The organism is Actinomycetospora atypica, from assembly GCF_042653685.1.
Classification (GTDB): domain Bacteria; phylum Actinomycetota; class Actinomycetes; order Mycobacteriales; family Pseudonocardiaceae; genus Actinomycetospora; species Actinomycetospora atypica.
The window spans coordinates 17,883-42,578 of sequence record NZ_JBHSIV010000007.1; the positions used below are offsets into that span (position 1 = coordinate 17,883).

27 protein-coding genes are annotated in these 24,696 nt (G+C 75.1%); 13 read left to right on the forward strand and 14 right to left on the reverse strand.

The features are described 5' to 3' along the window. Window positions 1-9 precede the first annotated feature (9 nt). A complete protein-coding gene (locus tag ACFPBZ_RS08545; protein ID WP_378035605.1) occupies window positions 10-507 on the reverse strand; it encodes an 8-oxoguanine DNA glycosylase OGG fold protein in 498 nt (165 codons plus the stop codon). A 125-nt stretch (window positions 508-632) separates the two neighbouring features. Here ACFPBZ_RS08545 and ACFPBZ_RS08550 point away from each other — a divergent pair, with 125 nt between their 5' ends. Further along, a complete protein-coding gene (locus tag ACFPBZ_RS08550; protein WP_378035606.1) occupies window positions 633-803 on the forward strand; it encodes a CsbD family protein in 171 nt (56 codons plus the stop codon). Window positions 804-806: 3 nt separating this feature from the next. On the opposite strand, the gene ACFPBZ_RS08555 is transcribed toward ACFPBZ_RS08550, so the two are convergent. Beyond that, window positions 807-1,565, reverse strand: coding sequence for an OBAP family protein (locus tag ACFPBZ_RS08555; protein WP_378035607.1), 759 nt, complete (start codon window positions 1,563-1,565; stop codon window positions 807-809). Window positions 1,566-1,591: 26 nt separating this feature from the next. Next, entirely contained in the window at window positions 1,592-2,503 is a 912-nt protein-coding gene (locus tag ACFPBZ_RS08560) for an alpha/beta hydrolase family protein (protein ID WP_378035608.1), read from the reverse strand. Window positions 2,504-2,560: 57 nt separating this feature from the next. Between ACFPBZ_RS08560 and ACFPBZ_RS08565 the strand changes: the two genes are divergently transcribed. The 3 genes from ACFPBZ_RS08565 to ACFPBZ_RS08575 all read left to right on the forward strand — a co-directional run bounded on the left by ACFPBZ_RS08565 (window position 2,561) and on the right by ACFPBZ_RS08575 (window position 5,411). Then, the gene (locus ACFPBZ_RS08565; RefSeq protein WP_378035609.1) at window positions 2,561-3,469 is read left to right on the forward strand and encodes a helix-turn-helix domain-containing protein; all 909 of its coding nucleotides are present in this window, start codon (window positions 2,561-2,563) and stop codon (window positions 3,467-3,469) included. 97 nt (window positions 3,470-3,566) lie between these two features. Further along, window positions 3,567-4,796, forward strand: a complete 1,230-nt coding sequence (locus tag ACFPBZ_RS08570) for an acyl-CoA dehydrogenase family protein (protein WP_378035610.1) — start codon at window positions 3,567-3,569, stop codon at window positions 4,794-4,796. A 69-nt stretch (window positions 4,797-4,865) separates the two neighbouring features. Further along, window positions 4,866-5,411: a TetR/AcrR family transcriptional regulator gene (locus ACFPBZ_RS08575; RefSeq protein ID WP_378035611.1), complete on the forward strand. Its 546-nt coding sequence runs from the start codon at window positions 4,866-4,868 to the stop codon at window positions 5,409-5,411. Between the two features lies 1 nt (window position 5,412). Here ACFPBZ_RS08575 and ACFPBZ_RS08580 read toward each other — a convergent pair whose 3' ends face one another. Next, window positions 5,413-6,267, reverse strand: coding sequence for a slipin family protein (locus ACFPBZ_RS08580; RefSeq protein WP_378035612.1), 855 nt, complete (start codon window positions 6,265-6,267; stop codon window positions 5,413-5,415). 163 nt (window positions 6,268-6,430) lie between these two features. After that, window positions 6,431-7,399, reverse strand: a complete 969-nt coding sequence (locus tag ACFPBZ_RS08585) for an aldo/keto reductase (protein WP_378035613.1) — start codon at window positions 7,397-7,399, stop codon at window positions 6,431-6,433. A 140-nt stretch (window positions 7,400-7,539) separates the two neighbouring features. On the opposite strand from ACFPBZ_RS08585, the gene ACFPBZ_RS08590 reads away from it, so the two are divergent. Continuing rightward, entirely contained in the window at window positions 7,540-8,370 is an 831-nt protein-coding gene (locus ACFPBZ_RS08590) for a polysaccharide deacetylase family protein (RefSeq protein WP_378035614.1), read from the forward strand. Between the two features lie 54 nt (window positions 8,371-8,424). Here the strand turns inward: ACFPBZ_RS08590 and ACFPBZ_RS08595 are convergent, their stop codons facing one another. Beyond that, the gene (locus ACFPBZ_RS08595; RefSeq protein ID WP_378035615.1) at window positions 8,425-9,282 is read right to left on the reverse strand and encodes an alpha/beta fold hydrolase; all 858 of its coding nucleotides are present in this window, start codon (window positions 9,280-9,282) and stop codon (window positions 8,425-8,427) included. 23 nt (window positions 9,283-9,305) lie between these two features. Here ACFPBZ_RS08595 and ACFPBZ_RS08600 point away from each other — a divergent pair, with 23 nt between their 5' ends. Then, complete coding sequence (locus tag ACFPBZ_RS08600; protein WP_378035616.1) at window positions 9,306-11,132, forward strand: BTAD domain-containing putative transcriptional regulator; 1,827 nt, start codon at window positions 9,306-9,308, stop codon at window positions 11,130-11,132. Here the strand turns inward: ACFPBZ_RS08600 and ACFPBZ_RS08605 are convergent. Continuing rightward, entirely contained in the window at window positions 11,110-11,847 is a 738-nt protein-coding gene (locus tag ACFPBZ_RS08605) for an SDR family NAD(P)-dependent oxidoreductase (RefSeq protein WP_378035617.1), read from the reverse strand. The genes ACFPBZ_RS08600 and ACFPBZ_RS08605 overlap by 23 nt on opposite strands. Window positions 11,848-11,931: 84 nt before the next feature. Between ACFPBZ_RS08605 and ACFPBZ_RS08610 the strand changes: the two genes are divergently transcribed. Next, window positions 11,932-12,762 (forward strand): helix-turn-helix transcriptional regulator, encoded by an 831-nt coding sequence (locus ACFPBZ_RS08610; protein ID WP_378035618.1) that lies wholly within the window; start codon window positions 11,932-11,934, stop codon window positions 12,760-12,762. Here the strand turns inward: ACFPBZ_RS08610 and ACFPBZ_RS08615 are convergent. Together ACFPBZ_RS08615 and ACFPBZ_RS08620 are read right to left on the reverse strand one after the other, a co-directional pair. Further along, window positions 12,690-13,655, reverse strand: coding sequence for a patatin-like phospholipase family protein (locus tag ACFPBZ_RS08615; protein ID WP_378035619.1), 966 nt, complete (start codon window positions 13,653-13,655; stop codon window positions 12,690-12,692). The genes ACFPBZ_RS08610 and ACFPBZ_RS08615 overlap by 73 nt on opposite strands. Further along, window positions 13,652-14,377 carry a putative protein N(5)-glutamine methyltransferase gene (locus ACFPBZ_RS08620; protein WP_378035620.1) on the reverse strand — a complete coding sequence of 242 codons (726 nt, stop codon included), beginning with the start codon at window positions 14,375-14,377 and terminating at the stop codon, window positions 13,652-13,654. Before ACFPBZ_RS08620 ends, ACFPBZ_RS08615 begins: the two co-directional genes overlap by 4 nt. Window positions 14,378-14,430: 53 nt before the next feature. Between ACFPBZ_RS08620 and ACFPBZ_RS08625 the strand changes: the two genes are divergently transcribed. Next, window positions 14,431-15,609 (forward strand): alpha-hydroxy-acid oxidizing protein, encoded by a 1,179-nt coding sequence (locus tag ACFPBZ_RS08625; RefSeq protein WP_378035621.1) that lies wholly within the window; start codon window positions 14,431-14,433, stop codon window positions 15,607-15,609. A gap of 53 nt (window positions 15,610-15,662) precedes the next feature. Here the strand turns inward: ACFPBZ_RS08625 and ACFPBZ_RS08630 are convergent, their stop codons facing one another. Then, window positions 15,663-16,109 carry a DUF6918 family protein gene (locus tag ACFPBZ_RS08630; RefSeq protein ID WP_378035622.1) on the reverse strand — a complete coding sequence of 149 codons (447 nt, stop codon included), beginning with the start codon at window positions 16,107-16,109 and terminating at the stop codon, window positions 15,663-15,665. A gap of 101 nt (window positions 16,110-16,210) precedes the next feature. Further along, complete coding sequence (locus tag ACFPBZ_RS08635) at window positions 16,211-17,389, reverse strand: alpha/beta fold hydrolase (RefSeq protein ID WP_378035623.1); 1,179 nt, start codon at window positions 17,387-17,389, stop codon at window positions 16,211-16,213. A 304-nt stretch (window positions 17,390-17,693) separates the two neighbouring features. Between ACFPBZ_RS08635 and ACFPBZ_RS08640 the strand changes: the two genes are divergently transcribed. Both ACFPBZ_RS08640 and ACFPBZ_RS08645 read left to right on the forward strand, forming a co-directional pair. Beyond that, window positions 17,694-18,425 carry a hypothetical protein gene (locus ACFPBZ_RS08640; protein ID WP_378035624.1) on the forward strand — a complete coding sequence of 244 codons (732 nt, stop codon included), beginning with the start codon at window positions 17,694-17,696 and terminating at the stop codon, window positions 18,423-18,425. A 126-nt stretch (window positions 18,426-18,551) separates the two neighbouring features. Further along, window positions 18,552-19,262 carry a DUF4190 domain-containing protein gene (locus tag ACFPBZ_RS08645; protein WP_378035625.1) on the forward strand — a complete coding sequence of 237 codons (711 nt, stop codon included), beginning with the start codon at window positions 18,552-18,554 and terminating at the stop codon, window positions 19,260-19,262. A gap of 216 nt (window positions 19,263-19,478) precedes the next feature. Here the strand turns inward: ACFPBZ_RS08645 and ACFPBZ_RS08650 are convergent, their stop codons facing one another. After that, window positions 19,479-19,757, reverse strand: a complete 279-nt coding sequence (locus tag ACFPBZ_RS08650; RefSeq protein WP_378035626.1) for a hypothetical protein — start codon at window positions 19,755-19,757, stop codon at window positions 19,479-19,481. A 167-nt stretch (window positions 19,758-19,924) separates the two neighbouring features. On the opposite strand from ACFPBZ_RS08650, the gene ACFPBZ_RS08655 reads away from it, so the two are divergent. Continuing rightward, the gene (locus ACFPBZ_RS08655; RefSeq protein ID WP_378035627.1) at window positions 19,925-20,860 is read left to right on the forward strand and encodes an alpha/beta hydrolase; all 936 of its coding nucleotides are present in this window, start codon (window positions 19,925-19,927) and stop codon (window positions 20,858-20,860) included. Between the two features lie 58 nt (window positions 20,861-20,918). Next, complete coding sequence (gene npdG, locus ACFPBZ_RS08660; protein ID WP_378035628.1) at window positions 20,919-21,599, forward strand: NADPH-dependent F420 reductase; 681 nt, start codon at window positions 20,919-20,921, stop codon at window positions 21,597-21,599. Window positions 21,600-21,616: 17 nt separating this feature from the next. Here npdG and ACFPBZ_RS08665 read toward each other — a convergent pair whose 3' ends face one another. Continuing rightward, entirely contained in the window at window positions 21,617-21,952 is a 336-nt protein-coding gene (locus tag ACFPBZ_RS08665) for a DUF3140 domain-containing protein (RefSeq protein ID WP_378035629.1), read from the reverse strand. Between the two features lie 65 nt (window positions 21,953-22,017). Beyond that, window positions 22,018-22,836, reverse strand: coding sequence for a 3-methyl-2-oxobutanoate hydroxymethyltransferase (panB, locus tag ACFPBZ_RS08670; protein WP_378035630.1), 819 nt, complete (start codon window positions 22,834-22,836; stop codon window positions 22,018-22,020). A gap of 240 nt (window positions 22,837-23,076) precedes the next feature. Between panB and ACFPBZ_RS08675 the strand changes: the two genes are divergently transcribed. Beyond that, window positions 23,077-24,666, forward strand: a complete 1,590-nt coding sequence (locus ACFPBZ_RS08675) for an alpha/beta hydrolase (protein WP_378035631.1) — start codon at window positions 23,077-23,079, stop codon at window positions 24,664-24,666. Window positions 24,667-24,696 lie beyond the last annotated feature (30 nt).

Below are 24,696 nucleotides of genomic sequence, written 5' to 3' on the forward strand. Positions count from 1 at the left end.
ACGACGAGACTAGGTCGACCCACCGACACTCAACGCCCGGCCGACGGCGGGCAGGTCCCTCCCGGTCTCCCGGGCGATCTCCCGGCAGGCGACGAGGTAGGGCTCCCAGTGCTCCGCGACGTCGAAGTGACCGCCGGCCGGGAACCGCCCGAGGTCGCGCAGCGCCGCCAGCACCCGGCTGTCGATCACGACGAAGCGGTGCGGCGCCTGCGCCGCGAGCAGCAGGCTCGCCGTGGCCGGCCCGAGCCCGGGCAGGGCCTCGCAGGCGAGCAGGGCGACGAGGTCGTGGAAGCAGGCGAACGCCTGGCGGGTCAGGTCCTCGATCCGGGCGTCGTCCACCGTGGCGAGCCGTTCCTTCGTCCGGGCGCCGCGGCGGGGGTCGTCCCGGAACTTGCGGTCGACCAGCTGCTCCACCTGGGCGCGGGTGAAGTGCGCCGCGCCCTCGAGCGTCCGGTCCTCGTGGGGCGCCGGTCCGCTGCGGGCGTCGAGCCACCTGCCGAGGTCCACTGCTCTCTCCTCCCCGTGACGACGTCCGCGCCCGGCCCAGGACGCTGCTGCGGGTGCCGTCTTACCCGCCGGTACCGGCGCCGCCTGCTTGCCGGAGCCGATCACGGAGGTGTTCCGTCGGCTCCATGGCCGTCGACGACACCGCGAAGAACCGTTCCCAGCAGGTCAAGGGCAAGGCGAAGGAGCAGGTCGGCAAGCTGACCGGCAACAAGAAGCTCGAGCGCGACGGCCAGAAGGACATGGTCCAGGGCGAGGTCAAGGAGCGCGGCTCGAAGATCCGGGACGCCCTCTCGTAGCCGTCAGGGCCGCCGGAAGTCGACCTCCTCGAGGCGCATCTGGACGCTGCGCCCGCTCTCCCACGGGTTGGCGCCCGGCAGGACCTCCGGGGTCGGGATCCCGGCCCGCTTCTGCCGGCGCTGCGACGACGAGACCCCGAGGCGGCGGTCGCGCTCAGCGACCGCCGACTCGTCGGCCTGCCCGTCGCCGGTGAACGCCATCATCAGCTGGGGGATGCCGTACGGGAAGTCGTCGCGGTCGTACTGCCAGGTGTGGAACGTCTTGCCGTAGGTCGTGACCAGGTCCTCGAAGTAGGAGCGCTCGGCGATCTCGGGAATCCCCGGGGCCACCAGCACGCCCGACTTCACCTCGTGGTGGTGGCTGTGCCAGAGCGGCTTCTCGTCCTCGGGGAGCTCGGCGAACCGCTCGGCGCTGACGATGTACTCGATGCCGATGAGCCGGGCGTCGGCGGCGTTGCGGTCGAAGATGACGCACTGGTGCAGGTCGTGCTGCAGGTGGATGCAGAAGTGGCTCGCCTCGACCTGGCGGCCCATGTCGTCGGCGTACATGTGGAAGCCGTTGAGGTAGGTGCTCATCGCCTCGACCGGATACTTCGCCTGGAGCAGGCCGGAGGCCAGGTCGAGGGCCCGGTGCTTGAGCGGATGTCCCGCGCCGATCGTCGCGGCCGACACCGCCTTGCGTCCCACCAGGGCGGCCGCGGCCGCCGCGACCCCCGCGGCGACGCCGAGGCCGAAGGTCCGGTTGCCGTTCGCGCGCGTCATCGCCGCTGGTGCCCGATGTGTCGGGCCTACGACACCCCCGTCCGCTCCCGGGTGCGGAGCACGCCGTCCGGAAGGTCGGCGCTCGCGGCGCGCCACGCCTCGTCGTCGGCACCGAGGGCGCGACGCAGCCAGCCGGTCGTCAGGCGCTGGAGGAGGGCGACGCGGGCCGGGTCGGCGTCGGTGGTCTCCGCCGCGTCGTAGCCGGGGATGCCGCCGAGGGAGTGCTCGGCCCCGGGCAGGACGACGAGGTCGCGGCCGCCCGGGCTCAGGTGGAACGGGTCCTCCGACCACGCGGGCCCCATCGTGGTCAGGGCGCTCGCGTCCGCACCGCCGGCGACGACGAGGGCCGGGGCGGTCATCGTCGAGAAGTCGGGGCGGCGCAGCCAGGGCAGCTGCTCGGCGACGCCCGGGCGCAGGGCGTCGCCCCCGCGGCCGGCCGTGGCGAGCAGGACGCCCGCGGAGACCCGCGGGTCGGACAGGTCGGGGCCCTCGCCGGTGTCGGGGTCGAGGACCCGCAGGCCCAGCAGGATGCCGGCGGTCTGGCCGCCGAAGGAGTGCCCGGCGGCGGCGACCCGACCGCGGTCGACGCGTCCGGCCAGGCCCGGGACCGCGGCCTCCACGCCCTCGAGGTGGTCGAGGACCGTCCGCAGGTCCTCCACCCGGGTCCGCCAGAGCGAGGACCACTGCGGGTCCCCGGCCGGGAGGCCGACGGTGCGCGAGTCGAGGTGGGTCGGTTGCACGACGACGAGGCCGGCCGCCGCCCAGTGGTCGGTCAGCGGCCCGTAGCCGCGCAGGGAGGACCCGAAGCCGTGGGCGAACAGCACGACCGGCAGGTCCCCGCCGTCGGCCGGGGCGGAGATCCGCACGGGGACCTCGCGGTGGGCGCCGGGCAGGAGCACCGGGGCGACGGACACGACGGGGCGGGACACGGTGTTCATAGAACGACTGTACTAGGAACTGGCGGCCGAGCACGGAGGTGCGCTTCACTGGCGTCCGTGGCGACGTGGGACAGCGCCGTGCTGCCGGCGCGGGAGCAGTTCGGCTACTGGCACGAGGTCATCTGCCAGGCTTTCGTCCCCCTGACGCCGCACCGCACCCTCGACGAGGAGGGCTTCGTCGCGAAGGTGGAGACCCACCGGCTCGCCGAGCTGAACCGGGCACGCCTGCGCTCGCGGCCGCAGCGCACCGACCACGGCCCCCGCGAGGTCGCCCGGACCGACGACGGCTGGTACTTCGTCAACCTGCAGCTGCGCGGCCGGTGCATCACGACCGTGCGGGGCACGACGACCGTGGTCGAGGAGGGCCAGCTCGTCGTCGTCGACACCGCCGAGCCCTACTTCTTCACCCTCGACCGGCCCTGGCAGATGCTCTCCTACCGGCTCCCGCACGCCCTGCTCGACGGCCCGCTCGGCGGACGGCGTCCGGCGCTCGGGCGACCCGTCGACGCCTCCGGTCCCGGGGCCGTGGTCACGGCGCTGATGACGGCGCTGTGGCCGCTCGACGAGGAGACGCCCGGGTCGGCGGACCTCACGCACTCGTTCGCCAGTGCGGTCGCGGCCGCCGCGTCCGGGCCCGACGACGAGGCCGCCGGCCCCACCCGGGCCGCGGTGCTCGCGCACGCCCGGGCGCACCTCGGAGGAGACCTGAGCGTGCAGGCGGTCTGCCGACGGTTCGCGATCTCGCCGCGCACCCCGCACACCCTGTTCGCCGACGCCGACGAGAGCTTCGCCGCGACCGTGCGTCGGCTGCGCCTCGAGCGGTGCGCCACCCTGCTCGCCGAGCCGGGGGGCACGGCGACCGTCACCTCGGTGGCCGCCGCGCACGGCTTCGACGACCCGACGTCGTTCAGCCGGGCCTTCCGCCGGCACTTCGGCGTCTCCCCGCGGGAGATGCGCGGCCGCTGAGCGCACGAACGGCACGGTCGCGCCGCACGGAACGCCGAGACCGCGCCGGGGCCGAGAGGCGACGCTGCCCGGGAGCACCGAGGAGGCCCCCGCGACCGTGTCGTTCCAGTTGAGCCCCGAGCAGGAGCAGCTCAAGGCGGGCGCCCGCGCCTTCGCCGAGGAGCACCTGCGCGATCTCGCCGCGGCCGTGCGGGCCGAGCCGGACCCGCTGACGCGGGCGATGCTCGCCCGCCCGGTCTTCGAGAAGGCGGTGGGGCACGGCTTCCTGAAGGGGCTCGTCCCGGCCGCGGTCGGCGGCGCGGCGGGCAGCGGGGTCGACGCCGCGATCTTCATCGAGGAGTGGGCGACCCAGAGCCCCGACTTCACGATCTCCTTCGCGGGGCCGCTCATCGCGCTCACACCCGTCTACGAGGCCGGGACTCCCGAGCAGGTGCAGCGGTTCGTCGCGCCGTTCCTGGCCGACGAGGGCGCGCCGCTGGCGGCCATGGCGTTCAGCGAGCCCGGCGGCAGCGCCAACTTCGATGCCGAGGCCCCGGGGACGGGCACCACGACGACGGCCACCCCCGACGGCGACGACTACGTCGTCGACGGCACGAAGGCCTGGGCCTCGCACCTGTCGGGGTGGGACGGCGACGGGCCGGACCTTATGACGATCGTCGTCCGCGCGCCCGGGGGCGTGTCCCTGCTGGTCGCCGAGCGGGAGCACCTCGCGGGGCACCTCGAGGTCGAGGAGCACTACGACCTGCCCGGTCTGCGGGGCTGCCTGACCTCCCGGGTCCGGCTGCACGAGGTCCGGATCCCGAAGGCCAACCTGCTCGGCGAGGAGGGCCAGGGCGTCGCGCTGACCCGCAACGCCTTCGTGCCCAGCGGAGCGTCCATCGGCATCTTCGCCGTGGCGGCGATGCGGGGGGCGTTCGAGCTCGCGCACCGGTTCGCGCTGACCGAGACGCGCGGCGGCGCCGAGCCGATCATCGCCCACCAGGCGGTGTCCGACGTCCTCGCCGACGCCAAGGGCCGCATCGAGGCGACCCGGCTGCTCACCTGGCGGGCCCTCGACGCCGTCATGGCCCAGCACCCCTCGGCGCTCGAACTGGGCCTGCACGCGAAGGTGTTCGGGTCGGAGACCGCGGTCGAGGTGATCCAGCGACTGGTGCAGGTCGTCGGGGTCACCGCCTACGACCGGCACTACCCGATCTACGAGTACCTCGACGAGGCGCTGGCCTATCCGCTGATCGAGGGCAGCAACATCGGCGTCCGGCGCCGCCAGCTGCAGACCCTGCTCCGGACGCCCGGCTGGGACCCGCTGGCGGCCTCGGGAATGGCCTGATCCCGGGGGCCCGACCACCGCGTCGTACGGTCGGCCCTCGACGAGCAGGACCGACGGGGGGAGCCAGCGGTGGTCGGACGCCCGGTGGACCACCGGCGGCGCGCCGAGCTGCTCGACGCGGCCGTCGACCACGCCGCGGAGCACGGGTTCGCCGACCTGTCGTGGCGGACCCTCGCGAGTGCGCTCGGGGTGTCGAGCACGACCCTGGTGCACCACTTCGGGACGAAGGAGGAGCTGCTCGCCGCCGTCCTCGCCCGGCTGCGCGACCGGATGACCCTGGCCGTCGGCGACGCACCCGACCTGGCGGCGGCGGCCCGGGCGGTGTGGGCCCAGAGCTCCGACCCCGCCCGACGCCCGACGTTCCGGCTGTTCTTCGCGGTGCTCGGCCAGGCCCTGCAGGCGCCGGAGGCCTACGCAGGGTTCCTCGACGTCGTCGGGGTCGAGTGGACCGGGGCGCTGTGCCGGGCCCAGGGGCCCGGCACCGACCCGGCGGAGGCCGCCCGGCGGGCCACCCTCGTCGTCGCGACCCTGCGGGGGCTGCTGCTCGACCTGCTCGCCGGGGGCGACGAGGCCCGCGTGCACGGGGCCGCCGAGGCGTACCTGGCGGCCCTGTGACCTAGGCGGTGACGGCCCCGTTGGTGCTGACCACGGCCTCGTCGGGAACGGGGGTCTCGACCGGAGCCGGGGTCTCGACCGGAGCCGGGGTGGCGTCGGGCCCGGTGATGCGGTCGAAGAACCGCAGGAGCTCCACCGGGAACGGCATGACCAGCGTGCTGTTCTTCTCGGCGGCGACGTCGGTGACGGTCTGGAGCAGGCGCAGCTGCAGGGCGCCGGGGGTGTCGCTCATGGCCGCGGCGGCCTGCGACAGCTTCGTCGAGGCCTGGAACTCGCCGTCGGCGTCGATGATGCGGGCGCGGCGGTCGCGCTCGGCCTCGGCCTGGCGCGACATCGAGCGGCGCATGCCCTCGGGCAGGGTGATGTCCTTGACCTCGACGCGGGCGATCGTGATGCCCCAGTCCTCGGTCGGGCCGTCGATGACGCCGCGGAGCTCGGCGTTGATCTGGTCGCGGTCGGAGAGCAGCGTGTCGAGCTCGGCGCGGCCGATCACCGAGCGCAGCGAGGTCTGGGCCACCTGCGAGGTGGCCTGCAGGTAGTTCTCGACGTTGATGACGGCCTTCACGGGGTCGGTCACCTGGAAGTAGACGACGGCGTCGACGGTGAGCGTGACGTTGTCGCGGGTGATGGCGCCCTGGGCGGGGACGCCGAGGACGACGACCTGCTTGTTCACCTTCACCATGCGGTCGGCGAAGGGGACGATCAGCGACAGGCCGGCCTGGCGGGTGCGGGGCAGCAGCCGGCCGAAGCGCAGGACGATGCCCGTCTCGTACTGCTGCACCTGGCGGACGCTCGAACTCAGGACGATCAGTCCCAGCACCACCACGGCGAGGACGATGATCAGGACAGCGCTCATGGAGGTCTTCCTTGGTCCCGCGCGGGCGGGCGAGGCGACGTGCGGCCGGACGCGATGACCGGGTCCGGGGCTCTCGTCGATCCACCTCCGAGGTTACGCCGATGGGCGCAAGCGCCCGTGAGCACTGATCCGTGCCCAGACACGGATCAGTGCTCACAGGTGCTCACCTCTCGATCAACGTCATCTGCGACTCCGAGTGGTGCCCGCCCCGCGCGGGGGTGACGTCGTCGAGGCGGCGCAGCTGGGCGTCGGTGAGCTCCACCGCGTCGGCACCCGCGTTCTCCTCGAGCCGCGCGACCCGCTTGGTGCCCGGGATCGGCACGACGTCGGAGCCCTTCGAGAGCACCCACGCGAGCGCGACCTGGGCGGGCGTCGCGCCGGCGTCCTCGGCGACGGCCCGCACCTCGTCGGCGGCGGCGAGGTTCGCCCGGAAGTTCTCCTCGGCGAAGCGCGGGTTGGTGCGGCGCATGTCGTCGTCGTCGAAGTCGGCGACCGAGCGGATCGTGCCGGTGAGGAACCCGCGGCCGAGCGGCGAGTAGGGGACGAGCCCGATCCCCAGCTCGCGCAGCACCGGGAGGACCTCGTCCTGCTCGCGGGTCCACAGCGAGTACTCCGACTGCAGCGCCGTGATCGGGTGCGTCGCGTGGGCGCGGCGGATCGTGTCGGTCCACGCCTCCGAGAGCCCGAGGTACCGGACCTTGCCGGCGGCGACGAGCTCGGCCGCGGCCCCGATCGTCTCCTCGATCGGCGTCCGCGGGTCGACGCGGTGCTGGTAGAGCAGGTCGACGTGGTCGACGCCGAGGCGGCGCAGCGAGCCCTCCACGGCCTGCCGGACGTTCTCGGGCGAGGAGTCGGCGCCCTCGCGCCCGGTGTGGGAGATCAACCCGTACTTCGTCGCGAGCACGGCCTCGTCGTGCCGGCCCGCCAACGCGCGCCCGACGAGCTCCTCGTTGACGTAGGGCCCGTAGACCTCGGCGGTGTCGATCAGCGTGACGCCGAGATCCAGCGCCCGGTGGATCGTCCGGACGGCCCCGTCGTCGTCGCTCCCGGCGCCCGAGTAGCCGTGGGACATGCCCATGGCGCCGAGGCCGATGCGGCCCACCTCGAGGGCGCCGAGCTTCGCGGTCTTCATGTGGTTCCTCTCGTGGATTCCGGAGCACGATTCCCGGCACCGCGGCAGCCCACGCGCGCTCGGCCGCGCGTCGTCCTTGACCAGGAAGATCATCGCTCTATGGTGTGACGCCTGATACTCATGTGACGGATGAGGTTCCTGTGACACTGCTGACCCGGCGACGGCGCGTGATCCTCCGCCAGATCGTGAGTCCCCCGTACGTCTACCGGTGGGCCGGGCTGCTCGCGGTCGTCGCGGTGTTCGCCGGGGTCACCGCCGTCGTGCTGCTCGACCGCGGGCCCGCCACCACGCTGGCGGCGGGCCCCGGCCTCGCGGTCCCCGCGGCCGGGCCGCCGATCGTCCCGGCCGCCCCGGCCCCGGCCCGCCCGGCGATCGCGCCCACCCTGCTCACGACGACGGGGGGCAAGGGCCGCACGGTGGCGCTCACCTTCGACGACGGGCCCGACCCCGCGACGACCCCGCAGATCCTCGACCTGCTCGCGCAGCACCGGATGAAGGCCGTCTTCTGCATGGTCGGCGGGCAGGCCCAGGCCCACCCCGACCTCGTCCGGGAGGTCGTCGCCGCCGGGCACCGCCTGTGCAACCACACGATCACCCACGACCCCGGCATCGGCGCCCGCACCCCCGCCGTCATGGACCGGCAGCTGCGGGCCAGCCGGGACGTGCTGGTCCAGGCCGCGGGCGGCGCCGACGTCGATCTCTTCCGGGCGCCGGAGGGCCGGTGGTCCCCGGAGCTCATCCGGATGTCGGCGCAGGACGGGATGCGGTCGCTGGGCTGGACGGTCGACCCGCTCGACTGGACGACGCCCGGGGCCGCCGCGATCGTGCAGCGCGTGCAGCAGCGGGTGCACCCGGGGGCGGTGGTGCTCCTGCACGACGGCGGCGGACCGCGCGGGCAGACGGTGGCCGCGGCGCGCCAGCTCCTGCCGTGGCTCGAGGAGCAGGGCTACTCGGCCGTCCTGCCGCGCTGAGGGGTGGCCTGCGGCCTCGTGAGCACTGATCCGTGTCCCGGCACGGATGAGTGCTCACGTGCCGAAGGCCCCTCGCAGGATGGCCGTGACCTCCTCCGGGGCCTGCTCGGCCATGAAGTGCCCCGCGTCCAGGGTGCGGTGGTCCAGGTCGTCGGCCCACGCCTTCCACAGGCCCGCGGCGTCGAACCCGAGCGCGCCGCCCCAGTCCTGCTGCACGACGGTGACCGGCATCGTCAGCCGTTCGCCCGCCGCGCGGGAGGCACGATCGAGCTCCAGGTCGACGCCCGCCGAGGCGCGGTAGTCGGCGACGATCGAGGGCACCGCCTCCCGCGACGCGCGCAGGTACTCCTCGCGGACCTCGTCGGGAAAGCTCCCACCCCAGGTGTCGAGGAAGAAGCCGAAGAACGCGTCCGGGGCGCCTGCGATCATGGCCTCGGGCAGTCCGGGCGGCTGCGCCATCAGGTAGAGGTGGAAGGCCACGGCGGCGTCGACGCCGTGCAGGACGTCCCACATCTCGGGCACCGGCAGCACGTCGAGGGAGGCCAGGTGCGTGACGACGTCGGGGTGGTCGAGGCCGGCGCGGATCGCGACGAGCGCCCCGCGGTCGTGCCCGGCGAGGGCGAAGCGGTCGGCGCCGAGGTGCTTGGCCGCCGTGACGACGTCGGCGGCCATGGTGCGCTTGTCGTAGCCGGTCGCGGGCTTGTCGCTGGCGCCGTAGCCGCGCAGGTCGGGGCAGATCACGCGGTGGTCGGTGGCGAGGGCGGGCGCCACGTGGCGCCACATCAGGTGGGTCTGCGGGAAGCCGTGCAGCAGCACGACGGCCGGGGCGTCGGCCGGGCCGTCGACGGCGACGTGCAGCTCCACGCCGTCGACGCCGGGGACACGCTCGGTGCGGAAGTCGGAGAAGGTCACGACGACGAGGCTCGCCGCCGCCGATGAGCGTGCGATCAGTACGCATCCTGGGACCGGTCGACGCCGTCGACGCCGACGGCCGCGAGATCGACCTCCGCGGGCCCCGGCACCGCGCCGTCCTCGCCCGTCTCGTCGTCGCCCGCGGCCGGACGGTGCCCCTGGACGTGCTGATCGAGGACCTCTGGGGTGCCGACCTCCCGGCCCACCCCGCCGGGTCGGTCCGCACGTTCGTCGCGGCCCTGCGCGCCGCGCTCGAGACCGAGCGCCCGCCGCGCCTCGTCGTCACCCGCGGCCCGGGCTACGCCTTCGAGGGAGCCGTCGACGCCTGGGACTTCGAGGCAGAGATCCAGGACCTTCCCGACGATGCCGTGGGTCGGCTGGCGGGCGCACTCGCACGATGGCGCGGGCCCGCCCTCGCCGGGCTCGACGCCCCGTGGGCGCGCGGCGAGCGGGCCCGGCTGACCGAGCTGCGGCTCGGTGCGGTCGAGGCGCTCGGACGAGCGCGGCTCGACGCGGGCCGGCCCGACGAGGCCGTGGCCGACCTCGACGCCCACACCGTCGAGCACCCGTGGCGCGAGGAGGGCTGGCGCCTGCTCGCCCTCGCCCTCTACCGCGCCCGCCGCGAGGGCGACGCCCTCGCCGTCCTGCGCCGCGCCCGGGCCCGGCTCGCCGACGAGCTCGGCACCGACCCCGGCCCCGCGCTCGCGCAGCTCGAGACCGACGTCCTACGCCGCGCGCCCCACCTCGACGGCGCCGCGGACGGGCTCTGGACGACGATCACCGGGCTCGGCAGCCGCGCGACGCTGGAGTCGACGACCACCCTGCTGCGCACCCTCGCCGTGCACGGGGGCGGCCCGGTCACGGCGCTGACCCGCCACGCCGCGACCGTGTCGGCCGCGCAGGAGCTCGGCGACCCGGCACTGACCGCGCGCCTCCTCGGGGCCTACGACGTGCCGAGCGTCTGGACCCGCTCCGACGACCCGGCGGCCTCCGCGGTCCTCGCGGCGGCGGCCGAGCAGGGCCTGCGCGGCGAGGTGTCCCCGGGCACCCGGGCCCGCCTGCTCGCGACCGTGGCGCTCGAGACCCGCGGCCTGCCCGGCCCCCGCGGCCCGGACGCGGCGCTCGAGGCGGAGGCGGTCGCCCGGACGACCGGCGACCCGGCGGTCCTGCTGCACGCCCTGGCCGCGCGGACGGTGTGGGCGTCCGGCCCCGGGAGCGCGGCCCAGCGGGTCGGCCTGGGGGAGGAGATCGTCGGGCTGGCGACGGCGCACGACCGGCCGACCTCGCTGGTCCACGGCCACCTCGTCCTGATGCAGGCGCACTCCGGTCTCGGCGACCTGGACCGGGCCGCCGGGCACGCCGCGACCGTCGACGAGCTCGGACGCCGTCACGACAGCCCCGGCGCGGGGGTCCTCGTGGCGTGGTTCGACGCGATGCGGGCGGCGTCGGCGGGGGAGCCGGACGCCGAGGAGCGCTACCGGTCGGCCGACGCGGGGCTGGCCGGCGCCGGGATGCCCGGGGTCCGCGACGGGCTGCTCGCCCTGGCCCTGCTCGGCGCCCGGATGCTCCGCGGCGAGCCGGCGGGACTGCTGCCCGACGCCGGCCCCTACACGCCCTGGGTGACCGGATCCCCGGTGCCGCCCGACCCGCCGCCCGGCCACCTCGCCGACGTGCTCTGGATCCTCGCCGGGCGGGCGTCCCTCGTCGTCGGGGACCGGGCGGTGCTCGACCGGGCGGTCGCCGCGCTGGAACCCGCGGCGGGGGAGGTGGCCGGCGCGGGCAGCGGGATGCTGACGTTCGGGCCGGTCGCCGACCACCTGGAGGTGTTCAGCCGAGGCTCGTCGAGGTGATCCCGCCGTCGACGGCGATCTCGGCGCCGTGCACGTAGCCGGCGGCGTCGGAGACCAGCCAGGTGATGGCCGCCGCGACCTCCTCCGGGCGCCCCGGCCGGCCCGCCGGGGTGCGGGCCGTCATCGCGGTGACCACCGCGTCGTCGTTCTCGTTGATCGGCGTCCGCGTGGCCCCGGGCGAGACGGTGTTTACCCGCACCCCGCGCGGCCCGAACTCGGCGGCCCAGCTGCGGGCGAGCTGGATCTCGGCGGCCTTCGTGGCCGAGTAGAGCCCGACGAACGGGTGGCCCACGTGCGCCATCCACGACCCGACGACGACGATCGCGCCGCTCCCGCGCCCGGCCATCGCCGGGGCGAGCGCGGCGGTGAGGACGTGCGGCGCGCGGACGTTGACCGCGAGCGCGGTGTCGAGGTCGGCGTCGGTGAGGGAGACGGTGTCGACGGCCGGGCAGACCGCGGCGTTGTGGACCAGGACGTCGACCCGGCCGTCGAGCGCCCCGGTCGCGGCGGCGGCGAAGGCGCGCACCTCGTCGGGCCCGGCAGCGAGGTCGGACGGGACGAACACGCTGTCCCCGCCGAGCTCGGCGACGAGGGCGTCGCCGCGGGACTTGTCCCGCCCGGTGACGAGGACGCGGACGCCGGCCGCGGTGAGAGCGCGGGCGGTGGCGGCGCCGATGCCGCTGGTGGAACCGGTGACGATCGCGTGGAGAGCCATGCCCACACCGGACACCCGGCGGCGAGGAGCAACCAGGTCACGACGTGACCAGGCTGATCCGGCCCCCCGACCTACGCTGGAGGGGTGCCCGACCGATCCGCCCTCGGCGCCTTCCTGCGCTCCCGCCGCGACCGGCTGACCCCGGCGCAGGCGGGCATCACGCCGTTCCCGGGGCCGCGGCGGGTCCCGGGGCTGCGCAAGGAGGAGCTCGCGGTGCTGGCCGGGCTGAGCCCCGACCACTACAGCCGCCTCGAGCAGGGCCGCCAGTCGACCCTCACCGACGAGGTGCTCACCGCGCTCGCCCGGGCGCTGCGGCTCGACGAGGTCGAGCGCGCCCACCTGCGCGACCTCGCCGCCCCGGCGCGGCGCCGCGACTCCGGCTGGGAGGTCGCCCAGCGCCCCGACCCGGGACTGCTGCGCCTCATGACGACCCTCGCGCACGTCCCCACCCTGCTGCTCGGGCGCCGCTCCGACGTGCTCGCGAGCGGCCCGCTGCTGGCCCCGGTGCTCGGGACCGACCTCGCCCCGGGCTCGTCGTTCGCCCGCTGGCTCTTCCTCGACCCGGGTGCCCGGGAGCGGATCGTCAACTGGTCCGACTTCGCGGCGGCCGCCGTCGGGGCGATGCGCTACGAGGTGGGCCGCCACCCCGAGGACCGCCGGCTCGCCGCCCAGGTCGCGGAGCTGCGGGCCCTCGACCCCGACGTCGCCCGCTGGTGGGACGACCACGGCGTCACCGACCGGACCTCGGTCGCCAAGCGGATCGACCACCCCGTGGCGGGCCCGCTCGAGTTCGGGATCGAGGCGGTCGTCGCGCCGCACGACCCCGAGCAGCGCCTCGTGATCTACACCGTGGAACCCGGCTCGCCGACCGACCGGGTGCTGCCGCTGCTCGCCTCGTGGGTGGCCGTGAGCTGAACGCGGGCCGCCTCGTGGCCCACGGCGAGGGCCTCGCCGAGCAGCACGAGGTCGGTCGAGGTCCGGGACACCGCCGGGGCGTCGGCGGGCGGTCGCACCTGCAGCACGCGCTCGCCGAGGTCGGCCAGCAGCGCCTCGGTCTCCCGGGCCTTCGCGACCCGCCGGCGCCACGGCTCCAGCACGCCCGGGGCGTGGCGGCGCAGCCACCGCCGGACCACCGCGTCGACGAGGCTCGGCGGCTCGGCCGGGGCGTGCTGCTCTGCGTGGGTGCGCAGGACGACGAGGTGGGTCGCGCCGGCGGCGAGCGCGGTGTGCACCGCGACCGGCTCGGAGAGCCCGCCGTCGACGAACCGGCGCCCGCCCAGGGACACCGGCGGGCCGGCGAGCACCGGCAGCGTCGAGGAGGCCTGCAGGGCGCGCGGCACGTCGTCGGGACCGGCGAGCAGTCCCCGCAGGTCGGTGGAGGCGCCCGAGTCGGCGTCGGTGGCCATCGGGTGGAAGGGCCCGGCGAGCACGGTCGCGAACGGCATCGGGAACTCGTGGACGTAGACGTGCTCCACGAGGTGGGCGAGGTCGACCACCCGGCCGCCGCGCAGCGCGCGCCACGGCCCGATCGTCCCGCGCATCACCGACCGGTCGGTCCACGGCGCCATCGCCTCGCGGGCCATCCCGGCGGTGAACCAGGCCGCGTTGAGCGACCCCGCCGACACCCCGTACACGGCGTCGAAGCATCCGCCGAGCCCGGCGTCCTCGAGCGCGGCGGCCATGCCGGCCGAGTAGGTCGCGCGGCTGCCGCCGCCCTCGACGACGAGGGCGACGCGGGCCTCCCTATCGGCGTGCTCCCCTCTCCGGCTGTCCCGACGATGCGCGAGAACGGTCTGCACGTCGGTCATCGGCCCTCCACGGTGGTCGCGTCGTCGTCGTGGTGCACGGTGGCCGCGAGGCCGGCGGCCTGCACGGCGGCGGCGAGGTCCGGCGCCTGGTGGGTGGCGCACTCCACGAGCAGCACCCCGCCCGGCGCGAGCCAGCCCGGGGCGAGGGCGGCGATGCGGCGGGCGGGGTCGAGCCCGTCGGTGCCGCCGTCGAGGGTGCGGTGCGGCTCGTGCTCGCGGGCCTCCGGGGGCATGGCGGCGATCTCGTCGGTGGGCACGTAGGGCGGCGAGGCGAGCAGGACGTCGACGCGTCCGCGCAGGTCGGCGGGCAGGGCGGCGTCGAGGTGGCCCTCGTGGACCTGCCCGGGCACGGTGCGGCGGGCGCAGGCGACGGCGGCCGGGTCGACGTCGGCGGCGTGCAGCTCGATCCCGCCCACCTCGGTGGCGACCGCCGCGCCGAGCGCGCCGGTGCCGCAGCACAGGTCGACGACCACCGCGCCGGGCGCGGCGCGGGCCACCGCGAGGTCGACCAGCAGCCCGCTGCGGTGCCGCGGCACGAACACCCCGGGTGCGACCGCCACCCGCAGGCCGCGGAAGGCGGCCCAGCCCAGGACGTGCTCGAGCGGCTCGCCCGCGACCCGCCGGGCGACCATCGCCTCGTCGGCGCCGGCCCCGACGAGCAGCGCGGCCTCGTCCTCGGCGAACACACAGCCCGCGGCGCGCAGGCGGGCGACGAGATCCACGGTGTCACCGTAGGCGGGTGGTGGCCCGGGCCCCGGCGTGGTGGCATCTACGGGTGGCTCAGTACGGGGACTACCAGCTGGAGATCTACGGCGCGGGGCTCAAGGGGGTGCTGCCGCGCTGGCCGGTCGACTTCGCCTCGTTGGAGGCGGCGGCCGCGGCGGCCCTGCCCGACTGGATCCTCGATTACGTCGCGGGCGGCGCCGGCGACGAGCGCACGCAGCGCGGCAACGCCGAGGCGTTCGGCTGGTGGGGGATCGTCCCGCGGATGATGAACGGCGCCTACGAGCGCGACCTGCGCACGACGATCTGCGGGGTCGACCTGCCGACGCCGCTGTTCTGCGCGCCCGTCGGCGTGATCGGCATCTGCTCGCAGGACTTCCACGGCGACCTCGCCGTCGCCCGCGCCTGCGCCCGCACCGGCGTCCCGATGGTGATGTCCACGCTCACGAACGACCCGATGGAGGACGTCGCGGAGGCCCTCGGCGACACCCCGGGCTTCTTCCAGCTCTACACGCCGAAGGACCGCGACGTGGCGGTCTCGCTGATCCAGCGGGCCGAGAAGGCGGGCTTCTCGGGCCTCGTCGTCACCCTCGACACCTGGGTCACCGGCTGGCGCCCCCGCGACCTCAACACCGCGAACTTCCCGCAACTGCGCGGGCACGTGCTCGCGAACTACTTCTCCGACCCGGCGTTCCGTGCCCTGCTCACCGAGAGCCCCGAGGACGACCCGCGGGCGGCGATCTCGCTGTGGTCGCGGCTGTTCGGGCACAGCGTCGGCTGGGACGACCTCACGTGGATGCGCGAGGCCACCGACATGCCGATCCTGCTCAAGGGCATCAGCCATCCCGACGACGCCCGGCGCGCAGTGGATGCCGGGGTCGACGGCCTCTACTGCTCGAACCACGGCGGCCGCCAGGCCAACGGCGGGCTCCCGGCGCTCGAGACGCTGCCCGGGGTGGTCGAGGCGGCGGGCGACGTCCCGGTGCTGTTCGACTCGGGGGTGCGCAGCGGCGCCGACGTGGCCAAGGCGCTGGCGCTGGGGGCGACGGCGGTGGGGCTCGGCCGGCCGTACGTCTACGCGCTCGCCCTCGGCGGCGAGGACGGCGTGGTGCACCACCTGCGCTCGGTGCTCGCCGAGGCCGACCTCGTCATGGCCGTCGACGGCTACCCGACGCTGGCCGACCTGCGCGCGGAGGGCTCGATCCGGCGGCTGCCCGCGGCGGTGCGCTGACGCGCCTGTGAGCACTTTCCGGGGCTATCGCCCCGGAAAGTGCTCACGGGTACTCACACGCTGTGCTTCTCCACGACCCGCCCGAGCCGGGGGAGCGCCTCGATGACGTTCTCCTGGGCCTTCGGGCGCAGCTTCGAGTAGATCGACGTGATGGCCTGGCGGCTCGAGCGCTGCGCGCGGCGGTCGGTGACGCCGAGGAGGGCCTCCGACACGGGCTGCGGGTGCGACGCGAGGTAGGCGCCGAAGTCGCCCGTGGGCGACGCGGAGTAGGCGGTCCAGTGCGGCTCGAGCGCCTCGACGAACTCGTCGAGCAGCGTGTCGATGACGCCCCAGATGATGCCGGGCTTGACCTTCTTGACCGCGGCGTATCCGGTCTTGATCACGCCACCGGACAGTCCGCTCTTGTCCTTGACCTCCTCGTCGACGAGGTTCTCGAGGTCGGTGACGACGAATCCGCGCTTGTCGGAGTCGAGCAGAGCAGCCTTGAGGGTGAGGGCCACGCGAGGTGTCCTTCCACGGGGGAGCAGGGCGCGCCGACGGTACGACACCTGGCCCAGTGGCCCTCGGACACCCCCGGGGGCCGAATGACACCGGTGTGGTTCTAGGCGTCGTGGTCGGTCACGAAGTCGAGGAACGTCGGCCAGCTGTGCGTGCGGGCCCGCCGCCCGGAGAGCACCCCGAGGTGGCCCCCGGGCTCGATCTCGAAGCGCAGGTCGCTCGAGGAAGTCAGCAGCTCCACCCCGCGACGGACCGCGTCGACCGGCGCGATGCCGTCGTCGGCGCCCGCGATCAGCAGGACCGGCGCGGTGACGTCGGAGAGGTGGACCGGGCGGCCGTCGATCTCCACGGCGTCCCGTGCGATCTCGTTGCCGCGGATCACGTGGTGGAACACCTGCCCGAACGCCCGCCCCGGGTAGGCCACCATGTTGCGCATCAGGACGTCGACGGCCTCCATCTGCTCGAGGAGCTCGCGGTCGTCGAGGTGGGTCAGGATCGTGATCGGCTTCGTCAGGTAGCGGTCGGCACTGGTGAGCTGGAACGCCGCCCGGACCGCCGCCGCCGGGAAGCCCCCGAGCAGCCGGTACGCCGTGGTGAAGATCTGGCCGCCGGTGTACTCCGCGATCGACCGGAACGGCGCGACGATCGGCACGGCGGCCACGTCGACCGGCGCCGCGAACGCCGTCACCGACGCCACCGGCAGGTCGTGCGCGGCCGCGGTGAGCAGCACGAACAGCCCGCCCAGGCTCCACCCGGCGAGGTGCAGCGGGCCGTCGCCGTCCTCGGCCGCGGCGGTGATCGCCGCGGGCAGCACGTCGTCGACCCAGGTCTCCAGCCCCCGACGACGACCGCTCCAGAAGGCCGCGTCGTAGGTCACCACGTAGACCGCCCGCCCCCGCTGCAGCAGGAACTCGACGAGGCTGTTGCCGCGGCGCAGGTCGAAGGCGAGGTCGGGCGCCCCGAGCGGGGGCACCAGCAGGATCGGCGTCCCGACGACGTCCGTCCCCCGGCCGGGCAGGGGCGCGTAGCGGTGGAGCATCCAGCCGCGGGCGCCGGTCACGGCCGTGCGGGGCATCCGGCGGGTGTCGGCGAGGTGGCCCTCCCAGAAGCGGTCCCGGACGTTGGTCGCCGCCGAGGTGACCCGGCCCGCCACCGACGAGGCCTCGCGCAGGGCCGCGTCGACCACGCCCACGAGCCCGGTCGCGCTCGTCGAGGAGTCGGCGACGGCGGGGGTGGTGGCGGGACGGGAGTCGTCCTCCGCCGGGGAGGCTGCGCGGGACACGCGGCGGATCGTAGGGCCGATCGGGCGATCACGGGGGACCGTGTTCCCCCGCCCGCCCCGCTCCGGCTGCCGAGGGTGACTCGGTGAGCGGTCGTCCGCAGACGATCAGGAGCGGGTCCCGCAGGTCGGCGCGGCGCATCCGCCCGCCGAGGGCACGCCCGTCCGGCCGCAGGACACTCCGCCTGATCAGCAGAAGGACGACTACACCGTTCGCGCGTTGGACTGGGTACGCGGCCGTCCGGGCCCGGGCAGGAGTCCGGACCGCCGTGGTCTCCGCGGGACGACGGGCACGGGAGGACGACGGGTGGATCCGAGGACGGTGTCGGGGCAGACGACGACGGACGCGCCCGACCCCGCGGACCGGCGCCGGCGCATCGCCGTCGTCGGCGTCTCCCTCATGGGGGCCGCCGCCGTGAGCACCGCCGTCTTCCAGACGGTCACCGGCACCTCCACCTCGCTCGCCATGGTCCCCGACCTCGCGGCGGTGCTCGGCGGCACCGCGTCCTTCCCGACGCCCCAGGGCCCGGCCGTCGCCGCGGTCCCCGGGGCGGCACCGGCGATCACCGACCTCGGCGTCCCGACGACCACGGCCGCCGACCCGACCACGCCGCAGGTCGACCTCCGCGCGAACCAGGGCCCGCTGCCGACGCCGCCGGCCTCCGCTCCGGCGTCGCCCTGGGCGGCCGTGGTCCCGCCGGCCGCCGGACCGGTCGGCAGCGGCCCCGCCGCCGGGGGCCCGGTCTCCGGGGGCCCGGTTTCCGGGGGCCCGCGCCGCGGCGGCCCGGTCGGCGAGTCCTCGCGTCCCCCGCGGCCCCGCCCGACGAGCCCCGGCGCCACGACGCCGAGGAACGCGCCGCCGCGGAGCACCACGCCCGGGACGACGACGCCCGGGACCACGACGCCGGGCACCACGACGCCCGGGACCACGACGCCCGGCACGACGACGCCCGGCACGACGACACCGGGAACCACCCCGCCCCCGGTCACCGTGCCGACGCCCCCGGCCTCCGTGCCGACACCCTCGTCGGGCTCCTGACCGTTCTGGTGGACCTCCGGGTCCGGATCGCCCCGCCGTGCCCGAGATCCGTGTCCGGTAACGGGAGCCGTGCGAGGATGCCGCGTCACGGGGGCCGTCGACCCCCGATGACGTGGGGACGAGGACATGAGCGAGTCGAGCCGGGAGCCGCGGGACGCCGACCCGTTCGCGCGGCCGCAGGGCGAGCAGGCCGGGACGTCGGGGGACGGCACGGGCTACCCGCCGCCGACCGCGTACCCCGGGTCCTCCTCGCAGCCGACCGACCAACCCGCAGACCGCCCCAGCGACACCTCCGGGTACGACGCCTCCGGGTACGGCGGCCAGGGCTACGGCGGCCAGGGCTACGGAGGCCAGGGGTACGGCCAGACCGGCTCCGAGCAGCAGTACGGCCAGCCCGGCTACGCCGAGCCCGGGTACGGCCAGTCGGGCTCGGGCCAGCAGTCCGGCTACGGCCAGCAGTACGGCCAGACCGGCTACGGGCAGCCGGCCTACGGCCAGTCGGGCGGCTACCCCGCGCAGTCCGGCCCCGGCAGTCCGGCCCCCGGGTACGGCCCGCCTCCGGGGTACGGCGGCTACGGCGCGGCGGCCCCGACCAACAGCCTCGCGATCGTCTCGCTGGTGCTCTCGCTGCTGGGCTTCATCATCGGGTTCACCGCGATCGGCGGCGTCATCTGCGGACACATCGCGCGACGTCAGATCCGTGAGCGCGGGGAGCAGGGCGACGGCCTCGCCCTCGCGGGCCTGATCATCGGCTACATCCTGATCGGTCTCGGCGTGGCCTTCGTCGTCTTCTTCATCGTCCTGATCGCCGTGGCTGGAGTGGGCAGCACGATCTGACGGAGATGTGCGCGGGACGCGCAGAGGCGCCGCCGCGAGTGGGCTCTGAGGGCGGCGCGGGCAGCCGTCAACGCCCACTCGGCGCCCGCCCGATCACCGAGTGGGCACTGAGGGCGGCGCGGGCAGCCGTCAACGCCCACTCGGCATCGACCCCGGACACACGACCGCCCCCGGTCCTCCTCGAGGAGGACCGGGGGCGGTGGTGTGCGGGTGGTGTCAGCGGCGGGCGCGGCGCAGCTGGTGCCGCTGCTCGGCGCGCAGCTGGTACACGACGACGGGCAGCACGACGAGGGCCACGAACGGCAGCCCCACCATCGGCAGGACGAACAGGCCGGTGAGGCCGAGCACCATGACGACGAGGGCGGTCACGGGCGACGTCGCGAGCTCGCGCGCCCGCCCGACGAGAGCGGGCACCGTGGTGGACGCCCACGAGGAGCGCTCGGACAGCGCGATGCGGGGGAGGGTCGGGGTGTTCTGGGGCCAGGGCAGAGCCATCGGGAGCGCGGAGTCCTTCGGTGTCGCGTGACGGGGAACGGGTGTCGGGCGGGGCGTGTGGCGGCCGTGCCGCTCCGGACGCTGAGTCAGACGCCGGGCGGCACCGTCGGTTGCCCACCGCGGAGGTCTCGATTCAGCAACATCGCGAGCGCCCGTAGGGTTCCCGCGTGACCTCCCTCGACCCGGGTACCGCCGCCCTGCTCGAACGCCTGGCCGCGAGGGACGAGGCCATGTTCGCGGGCACCGACACCGCCGCCGGGATCGACGCGGCCCGCACCCGCTTCGCCACCCTGATGAGTGAGACGGTCCGTCCCGCCGACCGCGCTCCCGAGGTCCGCGACGACGGCCCGGTGCCGGTGCGGGTGCACCGGCCGGCCGGGGCGGGCGGGGCGCTCGTCGTGCACGTCCACGGCGGCGGCTGGGTGCTCGGGGGCGGCGCGGTCTACGACCCGGTGGCGCAGCGGCTCGCCGACGACACCGGCGCGGTCGTCGTGGCCGTCGACCACCGGCTCGCGCCGGAGCACCCCTTCCCGGCGCCCCACGACGACGTCCTCGCCGCCGTCGACTTGGTGCTCTCCCACGCGGACGACTGGGACGCCGACCCCACCCGCCTCGGGCTGGCCGGTGACTCGGCCGGGGCCAACCTCGTCGCCGGGGCGGCCCTCTCCCTCCGCGACCGGGGTACGGCCGTCGTCGGGACCCTGCTCGTCTACCCCCCGCCCGACTTCGAGGGGCGCTACGCCTCGGTGAAGGAGAACGGCGAGGGGTACTTCCTCACGGCGGGCGACGTCGTGGCCTGCTCGAAGCTCTATCTGGGCGGGACGTCGCCGAAGGGCGAGACCCGGCTGAGCCCGCTGCGCGCCGACCTCGCCGGCCTCGGCCCGACGATCGTCGCGACCGCCGGGTTCGACCCCCTGCGCGACGCCGGCCGCGCGTTCGCCGAGGCGCTGGTCGCCGCGGGTGTCGACGCGCGCCTGCGCGAGCACCCGTCCCTGACGCACGGCTTCCTCGGGTTCACCGGCATCTCGTCGGCGGCCGACGAGGCCGTGGCCGCCCTGCACGCCGAGTTCGCCACGCTGCTCGACGCGGGCAGTCGCGCGTGATATCAACCCGGAAACAGTCCGACCTGACTGTCTCGCCACCGATCGCCCAGGAGTGCCCGTGACCGAACCCATCGATCCCACGACCCTCACCGTCGGGGTGCTCGGCGGCACCGGCGCGCAGGGCAAGGGGCTCGCGCTCCGGTGGGCGAAGGCCGGCATCCCCGTGATCATCGGGTCGCGCGCCGCCGAGCGGGCCGAGGCGTCCGCCGCGGAGTACCGCGAGCTCACGGGGACCGACCACGTCCGCGGCGCCGACAACGCCACCTGCGCGGCCGAGGCCGACGTCGTCCTCGCCGCCGTGCCGTGGGAGTCGCACGCCGAGACGCTCAAGGGCCTCGTCGAACCCCTGCGCGGCAAGATCCTGATCGACTGCGTCAACCCGATCGGCTTCGACAAGAAGGGCCCGTACCCGCTGCCGGTGGAGGAGGGCAGCGTCGCGCAGCAGGCCGAGCAGCTGCTGCCCGAGTCGCGGGTGACCGCGGCCTTCCACAACGTCTCCGCGGTGCTGCTGGCCGACCTCGACCAGGACGAGGTCGACTGCGACGTGCTGGTGCTCGGCGACGACCGCGAGGCCACCGACGTCGTCCGGGCGCTCGCCGACGCGATCCCGGGGGTGCGGGGCGTCTTCGGCGGGCGGCTGCGCAACGCCTACCAGGTCGAGTGCCTGACGGCGAACCTCATCGCGATCAACCGCCGCTACAAGGTGCACGCCGGCATCAAGATCACCGACCTGGGCTGACGCCCACGCGCCGCCGCCTATTTCAGCGGGTCGTGGCCCCAGTTCATCAGCGAGTAGCGCCACTTCGAGGTCTCGACGTCCTCCTTGGTGGGCTTCTGCTTCAGGTGCCGGGCCACGTACCCGCTGACCTTCTTCATGGCGGCGAGGTCGTCGTCGTCGAGGTCGGCGACCTTCTTGTGCTGGATCTCCACGATCCGTCGTCCCATGTAGTGCCCGGTGGACTCCTCGTCGCCCGAGGCGTTGCCCACCGACTGCGACTCGTCGGTGTCGAGCCAGTCGTCGAGCTCCTTCGCCGTCATGTTGACGGAGTCGGAGAACTTCTCGCGGATCGTGTCGGCGTCGTCGTCGGCCATGGGGTGGCGTACCCGCCCCGTGAGCACTCATCCGTGTCCAGGCACGGATGAGTGCTCACAGGTGCTCACCGGAAGGAGTGCTCCTCGGCCGGGTAGACGCCCTCGCGGACCTCGGCGGCGAACTGCTCGGCCGCCCCGCCCAGCACCCCGGCCAGGTCGGCGTAGCGCTTGACGAACCGCGGGCCCTTGCCGGTGTTGAGCCCGGCCATGTCGGGCCAGACGAGGACCTGGGCGTCGCAGTCGGGGCCCGCGCCGATCCCGACGGTCGGGATGCGCAGCTCGCCGGTCACCTTCTTCGCGACGTCGGCCGGGACCATCTCCAGCACCGTCGCGAACGCGCCCGCCTCCTGCACCGCGAGGGCGTCGGCGAGGAGCTTGTCGGCGCCCTCGCCGCGGCCCTGCACGCGGAAGCCGCCGAGGGCGTGCTCGCTCTGCGGGGTGAACCCGAGGTGCGCCATGACCGGGATGCCGGCGTCGACGAGGGCCCGGATCTGGCCGGCGTAGTGGGCGCCGCCCTCGAGCTTGACCGCGGCGGCCCCGCCCTCCTTCATGAACCGCACGGCGGTCTCGAGGGCCTGGGCGGGGGAGACCTGGTAGGAGCCGAAGGGCAGGTCGGCGACGATCAGCGCGCGCGACGAGCCGCGGACCACGGCCTTGGTCAGCATCAGCAGCTCGTCGACCGAGACCGGGACGGTCGAGTCGTAGCCCAGGACGTTGTTGGCGGCGGAGTCGCCGACCAGGAGCACCGGGATGCCGGCCTCGTCGAACACGCGGGCGGTGGGGAAGTCGTAGGCGGTGAGCATCGGCCACCGCTCACCCGCGTCCTTCCACTGCTGGAGGTGGTGGATGCGGACGCGCTTCGGCAGCTGGGTGGGTGACGTCATCGTCGGGTCCTCCTGCCTCGAGGCCCGCGTGGCGGGTCCCCGGGCGTGTGTGAGGGGTGGTGTGCGGACGCGAGCGTTCCACCGGCGCCCGCCCCCGCACCGCGGGTGTCGTGAGCTTCACAGCACGACCCCCGACGATCGCCCGGACGGGCCCCGACGGTGACCTCATCGGACGGTTGCGAGGATGGCCGGGTGCCGGGCCCGGGGAGCAGTAGCAGCAGTCCGTCCTCCCGAGGGCGGGTGCCGCTCCGGTGGGGCGTCGCACTGGCGGCGCTCCTGACGCTCGCGGGCTGCGCCGACGCGGTGCCGGGGGCCCCGACGACGGCCGCGCCCGCGGCCTCGTCGTCCGCCCCCGCCACGCCGCCGGGCGCGCTGGACCGCTTCTACGGCCAGCAGCTCACCTGGGGGTCGTGCCTGCCGTTCGCGACGACCGACGACCAGCGCCAGTTCTACGGCCAGCCCGGCTTCGAGTGCTCGAAGCTCGAGGTGCCGATCGACTACGCGAACCCGACCGGGCGCACCGCCCAGATCGCGGTGTCGCGCCTCAGGGCGACCGACGCGGGACAGCGGATCGGCTCGCTGGTGATCAACCCGGGCGGCCCGGGCGCGTCGGGCATCGAGCTCGCCTCGCAGCTCGCGATCCTCACCCAGGGCACCGAGGTGGCGCGCCGCTTCGACCTCGTCGGGTTCGACCCGCGCGGGATCGGCGGCAGCACGCCCACCGTCCGCTGCCTCACCGGGCCGGAGCAGGACGCGCAGCGCGCGGCCGACATCACCGACCCGTCGCCCGCCGGGGTCGCCCGCGCCGAGGGCCTGTCCCGCCAGACCGCGGACGGCTGCGCGCAGAAGACCGGCGTCGACATGCTCGCGAACGTCGGGACCCGCGACGTCGCCCGCGACATCGACGTCCTGCGCGGCGTGCTGAAGGACCAGAAGCTGACCTATCTCGGCTACTCCTACGGCACGCGCATCGGCTACACCTACGCCGAGCAGTTCCCGCAGAACGTCCGCGCGATGGTCCTCGACGGGGCGCTCGCCCCCGACCAGGACCCCACCGACGAGGTCGTCGAGCAGGGCCGCGGCTTCCAGGGGACGTTCGAGGCGTTCGCGAAGGACTGCGCGACGAAGCCCGGCTGCGCGCTGGGCACCGACCCGACGCAGGCCACCGCCCGGTTCCAGGCCATGACCCGCCCGCTGCTCACGAAGCCCGTCGCGCTCCCCGACGGCCGGGTGCTCTCCTTCAACGACGCCCAGCAGGGCACCATCCAGTCGCTCTACGCGACGTCGCTGTGGCCCGACCTGCGCCAGGGCCTCGCCGAGCTCGCGCAGGGCCGCGGCCAGACGCTCATGGGCCTGGCCGACCAGTACTACGACCGCGCCCCGAACGGCACCTACTCCCCGCAGCAGGACGCGTTCAACGCCGTGCGCTGCGTCGACGACCCCCGGGTCACCGACCCGGCCGAGGCGCTGCAGCGCTCGGAGCGCTACAACGAGGCCGCGCCGTTCCTCGACTCCGGGCGCGGCGCCTCCGCCGCGCTCGACGCGTGCGCCTTCTGGCCCCCGCAGGCCCCGGTCACCGGCGGCCCGCACGTGCCGCAGATTCCCGGGCTCGCCCCGCCGCTCGTCGTCTCCACCACCGGCGACCCGGCCACGCCCTACCAGGCCGGCGTCGACCTCGCGAAGGCGCTGAACGGCTCGCTGCTGACCAAGGTCGGCGACCAGCACACGGCCTCGTTCCAGGGCTTCCGCTGCGTCGACGACATCGTCACCCGCTACCTCGTCGCCAACACCCCGGCCCCGGCGGACGCCCGCTGTCCCGAGAACGGGTGACGGCCCGGTCATCCGGAGGGACCCCTGTGA

Excerpts from the sequence above, each read along its gene's own strand:
- ACFPBZ_RS08550 (WP_378035606.1), top strand. The coding sequence starts at position 633 with ATGGCCGTCGACGACACCGCGAAGAACCGTTCCCAGCAGGTCAAGGGC.
- ACFPBZ_RS08555 (WP_378035607.1), bottom strand. The coding sequence starts at position 1,565 with ATGACGCGCGCGAACGGCAACCGGACCTTCGGCCTCGGCGTCGCCGCG.
- ACFPBZ_RS08560 (WP_378035608.1), bottom strand. The coding sequence starts at position 2,503 with ATGAACACCGTGTCCCGCCCCGTCGTGTCCGTCGCCCCGGTGCTCCTG.
- ACFPBZ_RS08580 (WP_378035612.1), bottom strand. The coding sequence starts at position 6,267 with ATGAGCGCTGTCCTGATCATCGTCCTCGCCGTGGTGGTGCTGGGACTG.
- ACFPBZ_RS08585 (WP_378035613.1), bottom strand. The coding sequence starts at position 7,399 with ATGAAGACCGCGAAGCTCGGCGCCCTCGAGGTGGGCCGCATCGGCCTC.
- ACFPBZ_RS08600 (WP_378035616.1), top strand. The coding sequence starts at position 9,306 with ATGAGCGTGCGATCAGTACGCATCCTGGGACCGGTCGACGCCGTCGAC.
- ACFPBZ_RS08605 (WP_378035617.1), bottom strand. The coding sequence starts at position 11,847 with ATGGCTCTCCACGCGATCGTCACCGGTTCCACCAGCGGCATCGGCGCC.
- ACFPBZ_RS08615 (WP_378035619.1), bottom strand. The coding sequence starts at position 13,655 with ATGACCGACGTGCAGACCGTTCTCGCGCATCGTCGGGACAGCCGGAGA.
- ACFPBZ_RS08645 (WP_378035625.1), top strand. The coding sequence starts at position 18,552 with ATGAGCGAGTCGAGCCGGGAGCCGCGGGACGCCGACCCGTTCGCGCGG.
- ACFPBZ_RS08650 (WP_378035626.1), bottom strand. The coding sequence starts at position 19,757 with ATGGCTCTGCCCTGGCCCCAGAACACCCCGACCCTCCCCCGCATCGCG.
- ACFPBZ_RS08665 (WP_378035629.1), bottom strand. The coding sequence starts at position 21,952 with ATGGCCGACGACGACGCCGACACGATCCGCGAGAAGTTCTCCGACTCC.
- panB (WP_378035630.1), bottom strand. The coding sequence starts at position 22,836 with ATGACGTCACCCACCCAGCTGCCGAAGCGCGTCCGCATCCACCACCTC.